Annotated in this window: 7 protein-coding genes; 5 read left to right on the top strand and 2 right to left on the bottom strand. The window is 63.7% G+C overall.

What is annotated here, in order from left to right; translation table 11 throughout:
- Positions 1-360, bottom strand: a 360-nt coding sequence (locus tag BLX41_RS29630) for a DUF6231 family protein (RefSeq protein ID WP_185073849.1), incomplete at its 3' end; no start/stop codon positions are given.
- Positions 361-550: 190 nt separating this feature from the next.
- On the opposite strand from BLX41_RS29630, the gene BLX41_RS37130 reads away from it, so the two are divergent.
- The 4 genes from BLX41_RS37130 to BLX41_RS29650 all read left to right on the top strand — a co-directional run bounded on the left by BLX41_RS37130 (position 551) and on the right by BLX41_RS29650 (position 3,226).
- Positions 551-1,240, top strand: a complete 690-nt coding sequence (locus BLX41_RS37130) for a PA1041 family peptidoglycan-binding anchor lipoprotein (protein ID WP_123727733.1) — start codon at positions 551-553, stop codon at positions 1,238-1,240.
- 89 nt (positions 1,241-1,329) lie between these two features.
- Positions 1,330-2,058 (top strand): PA1041 family peptidoglycan-binding anchor lipoprotein, encoded by a 729-nt coding sequence (locus BLX41_RS29640; RefSeq protein ID WP_123727734.1) that lies wholly within the window; start codon positions 1,330-1,332, stop codon positions 2,056-2,058.
- Between the two features lie 138 nt (positions 2,059-2,196).
- Complete coding sequence (locus BLX41_RS29645; protein WP_123727735.1) at positions 2,197-2,475, top strand: DUF1145 domain-containing protein; 279 nt, start codon at positions 2,197-2,199, stop codon at positions 2,473-2,475.
- A complete protein-coding gene (locus BLX41_RS29650; RefSeq protein ID WP_123727736.1) occupies positions 2,468-3,226 on the top strand; it encodes a collagen-like protein in 759 nt (252 codons plus the stop codon). Before BLX41_RS29645 ends, BLX41_RS29650 begins: the two co-directional genes overlap by 8 nt.
- A 56-nt stretch (positions 3,227-3,282) precedes the next feature.
- On the opposite strand, the gene BLX41_RS29655 is transcribed toward BLX41_RS29650, so the two are convergent.
- A complete protein-coding gene (locus tag BLX41_RS29655; protein ID WP_123727737.1) occupies positions 3,283-3,747 on the bottom strand; it encodes a CopD family protein in 465 nt (154 codons plus the stop codon).
- Between the two features lie 99 nt (positions 3,748-3,846).
- Between BLX41_RS29655 and dinG the strand changes: the two genes are divergently transcribed.
- Positions 3,847-5,538, top strand: a 1,692-nt coding sequence (gene dinG, locus BLX41_RS29660; protein WP_259745354.1) for an ATP-dependent DNA helicase DinG, incomplete at its 3' end; no start/stop codon positions are given.

The raw sequence follows: 5,538 nt of genomic DNA on the forward strand, positions 1-5,538 counted from the left end.
CTGCAGGGCCAGGGAGAAAAAGTCGGTCTCCTGCCAGCCACAGGCACACAGGTCGGCCAGCACGGCGATCCGGCTGGCATTGAGATTGCGAATGCCCCCAAGCAGGTTCAGGCCATCGCGCTTGGGCAGATGCTCCAGGCAATCCACCGCCAGGGCCAGGTCGAAGCGCCGTGCAGCCAGTTGGGCAGGCAAGGGGCCGGGGGCGGCCTGAGCCACCTCGGTACCGGGGTGGGCCTCCTTGAATGCGGCCAGGGCGGGAAAGTCGCTGGAGCCGATCAGCAGCAGTTGCTGGGGGGCGTAACGGTCCAGTAAGGCCGCCAGGGCCTGCTGGGGTGTGCGGGTAGAAATTCCGGCGCTCATTTTAGCTCCTCGATCAGAACGCCCAAGACTAGCCTGCCGGCATCCTCGGGCCTAGAGCGGTTCGCCACTAAATCAGCGAACCTCCCGTATTTACGGGGCGAAACCAGTGCTGGCCCGGTGCTGGCGCAGATGAAATGCGCAGTCTTTACTCCGTGAATCGGCCTCGAGCCGATCCCTCAGGAGAAATCAGATGAGCATCATTCGGACGGCAGTACCTTTGGTTCTGTTAACCAGTGTGTTGACTGGTTGTGCAGGTTTGCAGAAAACCGACTGGCCAATCTGCGCCGCAATCGGCGGCGTCACGGGCGCGGCGTTGGGCGCCACCGAAAGCTCCTCGTGGGCGGGCGGTGGCGCACTGGTGGTCGGTGGTCTGGCAGGTGCCTACTGCTGGGTAAAAGGCGATGGCGACGAAGACGGCGACGGTGTGCCGGACAGCCGTGACAAGTGCCCGCATACCCCCAAAGGTGTACAGGTCGATGCCAACGGTTGCCCTCCGCCGCCACCGGTGGTGGAAGAAGTCGTGGTGGTCAAGGAAGAAACCATCGTCATTCGCGATGTGTACTTTCATTTCGACTCGGCCAAGTTGACCGACGCCGACAAGACCAAGCTCAACACCATAGTGAGCCGCTTGAAACAGGAAGCACCGACTGCACAGCTGCGCGTGACCGGCCACACCGACAGCGTCGGCAGCGATGCCTACAACCAGAAACTCTCGGACAAGCGCGCCCACTCGGTGGTGGACTACCTGATCAGCAACGGCATCCCCCGCAACAGTTTCGTGTCAGTGACCGGAGCCGGTGAAAGCCAGCCGGTGGCGGACAACAAGACGGCTGAAGGCCGGGCGATGAACCGTCGTACGGAGATCCAGATCAACCGTTGAAGCCCTTTGCCTGCGCGGCTTGTGCAGCCGTCGATGGCAGTCTTTACTCCTGTGTGACCGGTCTTGCCGGTGACACAGGAGCATTCATGATGAACCTTCTCCCTCGGGCCGTGTTCCCGGTCCTGTTGCTCGGCGGCCTGCTGACCGGTTGCGCAACCCACAGTGATGGTACTGCCCCCCTCAACCAACGCACCTGGCCTCTTTGCAGTCTGCTCGGCGGCCTGGCCGGCGGTGGCTTGGGAGCCATCGAAAGTGGTAGCTGGGCGGCTGGAGGCGCGGCCCTGGGGCTGATCGGCGGTGGCCTGATCTGTTACGCCCAGGATGGTGACGAGGACGGTGATGGGGTGTTCGATCGTCGCGACCGTTGCCCGGACACCCCGTCCAACACCGCCGTGGACAATCGCGGTTGCCCGCTGCCCCAGTATCCGGCGGTGGTCAAGGCGCCGGAGCCCGAGGCTGCCGCACCTGCGGAAGTGATCACCCTCAGTGACCAGGGCAATGTGCTGTTCGCCTTCGACTCCGCGGAGTTGACCGCCGAGGCGCGCAACCAGTTGCAGGGGCTGATGGCCAAGCTGGCCAATGCCGATGTGGTGAGCATCAAGGTGCTCGGGCATACCGACAGCCAGGGGTCCGATGCCTATAACCAGAAACTGTCGGAGCGTCGCGCCAGCAGTGTTGCGGCCTTCCTCCTGAGCCAGGGCCTGGCGCCAGACAAGGTCACCAGCCAGGGTCTGGGAGAAAGCCAGCCGGTGGCGGATAACGACAGTGAGCAGGGGCGGGCGCAGAACCGTCGCGTAGAGCTGCATATCCAGCGTTGAAGTAACCGGGCCGGGTCGGCGATCCTCGTCGATCCGGTCGCTAAACAAACGCCTCGGGAAGAATTTTCATCCTCCTCTGGCTTATCCCCGGGATAAGTCGTTACTGTGCGCGCAAAGAATAATTCACTAGGGGGGCGTATGAAGGTCTTATGGGGGTTGGGGAAGTTTCTGACCTTGGTCTTTTGGCTGGTGGTGCTGATCAATCTGGCTAAGCCGTTGATCAATCCGTTGCATCTGCTGGTCAATCTGGCGGGCAGTCTGTTGCTGCTGACCCATTTGCTGGAACTGGTGCTGTTCAATGGCAGCCTCAAGGACCGTGCGCATCCCTGGCGTGATCGGTTGCAAATCCTGCTGGTGGGGATCTTCCACCTGCAAACCCTTCCTGTTCCTGTCGTCGTCGAGGCCGACCATGCGTAAGCTCTGCCTGCTGGCCCTGTTCTGCAGTCCCCTGGCCGTGGCCCAGGTGGTCAAGGTCGAAACCAACTCCCTCATGCGCCTGCCCAATACCGCCAGCACTTTGCAATTGGAGCGGTTGGACGTGGCCGACTATGGCACCTTGCTGATTCCGGCCAATGTCACTGAACTCAAGGTCGATGACCTGCATCTGGGACGCGAGGCGCGGATCGCTATCGTGCCCACCGGGCAAAGCCTGCAACTGACCGTGCGGCATGCGCAACTGGACGCTGGTAGCCAGATCACTTCCCGTGGTGCGCCGGGTACCTATCAGAAAGTGGCCAAGCCCGGACGCAATCTGAACCTGCGGATCGAATCCCTGAGTGCCGAGCAGTTGTCCGTTGATGCCCGTGGCGGTGCAGGGGCGCCCGGCTATGTCGGTCTCGATGGCGCCAATGGCCAGGAGCCGGGTTGCACCTGGGGGCAGGCTGGGCGCGGCGCCGATGGTGACAACGGCGGCGACGGTCGTCCGGGCGCACCGGGCGCGATAGTCCGGTTGGAGTTGCCCCGTGACTACCCAAGCGAGCAGATCAAGGTCTGGGTCGATGGTGGCGCTGGCGGTCTGGCCGGTGCCGGCGGCAAGCCGGGGGCCGGGGGCAAGTCCAAGGGATGCCTGGTCTACCGAACTGACGGCGGCAAAAGCGGGCGTCCCGGCGCTCAGGGGCAGCCAGGACCTGTGGGCGAGGCGGGGTCGCTGACAGTCCAGCGCTTGTAGTCAGCCTCAGAAGATGGATTGTGTCAGCCGCCCGCTCCTGTAGCGGGCGGTTGCTTTCAGAAGGTTGGCCGGGCCGCTGCCAGGGCCACCAGTACCAGGCCGATGATCAGGTTGCTGCCCACCAGCCGGCGGATCTTGCCCAGCGCCGCAGCACCGGCCGGCCAGTCCTGCGCCGCGACAGCCTTGCGCAGCTCCGGCAGTTGCAGGGACTGGATGCGGATGAACAGTGCGGTCATCACCAGATACAGCCCCATCATGATCTGCACATACTTCGGCGCGGTTTCAAAGCCGCTGAAACGCAAATGCAGCAGGCCGATACCGCTGATCGGCAACAGCACCACCGCCGCCCAGACCCAGACGAAAAAACGCGGAAACACTTGCGCCCAGAGCTGTAGTCGCGCCGGTCCCTCAAGGGCCGCCACGGCTGCCGGGCGCAGGACCATCCAGGCGAAAAACATGCCGCCCACCCAGACCAGGGCGGCCAGTACATGCAGGGTGTAGGCAAGGGCGAAAGCGGTCATTCGGGTACTCCGTTCTGCGCGACGTGAATTAGCGGGGTATGATAGCGGCCGATTCGAACCACTGAAAATTTATCCAGCGTTTTGTGCGCCCGAAAAACCATGATCAGCAACGAACTCAAAACCACGATCCAGGGCGCCTACTCGCGTTTTCTCGAAGCCAAGAGCCTCAAGCCGCGTTACGGCCAGCGCCTGATGATCGCCGAAGTGGCCAAGGTCCTGGGTGATATCGACACCGACGACGAGGGCCGGCGCAGTGGCGACCCGGCGGTGGTCGCGGTGGAGGCCGGCACCGGTACCGGCAAGACGGTGGCCTACAGCCTGGCGGCCATTCCTACGGCCAAGGCCGCCGGCAAGCGCCTGGTGATCGCCACCGCCACCGTCGCCCTGCAGGAACAGATCGTCTACAAGGACCTGCCGGACCTGATGCGCAACAGCGGGCTGAACTTCAGCTTTTCCCTGGCCAAGGGGCGGGGGCGCTATATGTGCCTGTCCAAGCTCGACATGCTGCTCCAGGAAGGTCACGCCCAGACCGCCACAGCCCAGCTGTTCGAGGAAGAAGGCTTCAAGATCGAGGTGGATGAAGCCAGTCAGAAGCTGTTCACCAGCATGATCGAGAAGCTCGCCGGGAATAAATGGGACGGTGACCGCGACAGTTGGCCCACCGCCCTGGAAGACGCCGATTGGGCACGCCTGACCACCGACCACAGCCAGTGCACCAATCGACATTGCCCGAACTTCGGCCAGTGCGCCTTCTACAAGGCCCGGGAAGGCATGGGCAAGGTGGACGTGATTGTCACCAACCACGACATGGTCCTGGCCGACCTGGCCCTGGGCGGCGGCGCAGTGCTGCCGGACCCGCGCGACACCCTCTATGTGTTCGACGAAGGCCACCACTTGCCGGACAAGGCCATCGGCCACTTCGCCCATTACACCCGGCTGCGCTCCACTGCCGACTGGCTGGAGCAGACCGCCAAGAACCTCACCAAGTTGCTGGCCCAGCACCCGCTGCCGGGGGATCTGGGGCGCTTGATCGAGCAGGTGCCGGAGCTGGCGCGAGAGATCAAGACCCAGCAGCAATTCATGTTCAGCGCCTGCGAGCAGATCGCCGACTTCAAGACCGGCGAAGACATGGAAGGCCGTGAGCGGCCACGCCATCGCTTCGTCGGCGGGCTGATCCCCGACCACATGCGTGAGATGGGCATCGAGTTGAAGAAGGGCTTCTCCCGTCTCACCGATCTGTTCACCCGCCTCACCGAGCTGCTCAAGGAAGGCATGGATGGCGAGGTCAATATCGGCATCGCCAGCAACCAGGCCGAAGAGTGGTATCCGCTGTTCGGTAGCCTGCTGGCCCGGGCGTCGGGTAACTGGGAGCTGTGGACCGCGTTCACCATCGAGGACCCGGAAGACAACCCGCCCATGGCCCGTTGGCTGACCCTGGCCGAGAGCGGCTCGCTGTTCGACATCGAGGTCAACGCCAGCCCGATCCTTGCGGCGGAGATGCTCCGGCGCAATTTGTGGAACGTGGCCTACGGCGCCCTGGTGACTTCGGCGACCCTGACCGCCCTGGGCACCTTCGACCGCTTCCGCATGCGTGCCGGACTGCCGAAGAAAGCCGTGACTGCGGTGGTCCCCAGCCCGTTCCATCACGCCGATGCCGGGGTGCTGCGAGTCCCTGACCTGCGCGCCGACCCGCGGGACGCGCCGGCGCATACGGCGGCGATCATCCGCGACCTGCCGGAACTGGTGGAAGGCTCGCGGGGCACCCTGGTGCTGTTCTCCTCGCGCAAGCAG

It is taken from the genome of Pseudomonas protegens, from assembly GCF_003732485.1.
GTDB lineage: Bacteria > Pseudomonadota > Gammaproteobacteria > Pseudomonadales > Pseudomonadaceae > Aquipseudomonas > Aquipseudomonas protegens_B.

What these genes read in the sequence shown, in the direction of transcription:
- BLX41_RS29645 (WP_123727735.1), top strand. Translation starts at nt 2,197, where the DNA reads ATGAAGGTCTTATGGGGGTTGGGGAAGTTTCTGACCTTGGTCTTTTGG.
- BLX41_RS37130 (WP_123727733.1), top strand. Translation starts at nt 551, where the DNA reads ATGAGCATCATTCGGACGGCAGTACCTTTGGTTCTGTTAACCAGTGTG.
- BLX41_RS29640 (WP_123727734.1), top strand. Translation starts at nt 1,330, where the DNA reads ATGAACCTTCTCCCTCGGGCCGTGTTCCCGGTCCTGTTGCTCGGCGGC.
- BLX41_RS29655 (WP_123727737.1), bottom strand. Translation starts at nt 3,747, where the DNA reads ATGACCGCTTTCGCCCTTGCCTACACCCTGCATGTACTGGCCGCCCTG.
- BLX41_RS29650 (WP_123727736.1), top strand. Translation starts at nt 2,468, where the DNA reads ATGCGTAAGCTCTGCCTGCTGGCCCTGTTCTGCAGTCCCCTGGCCGTG.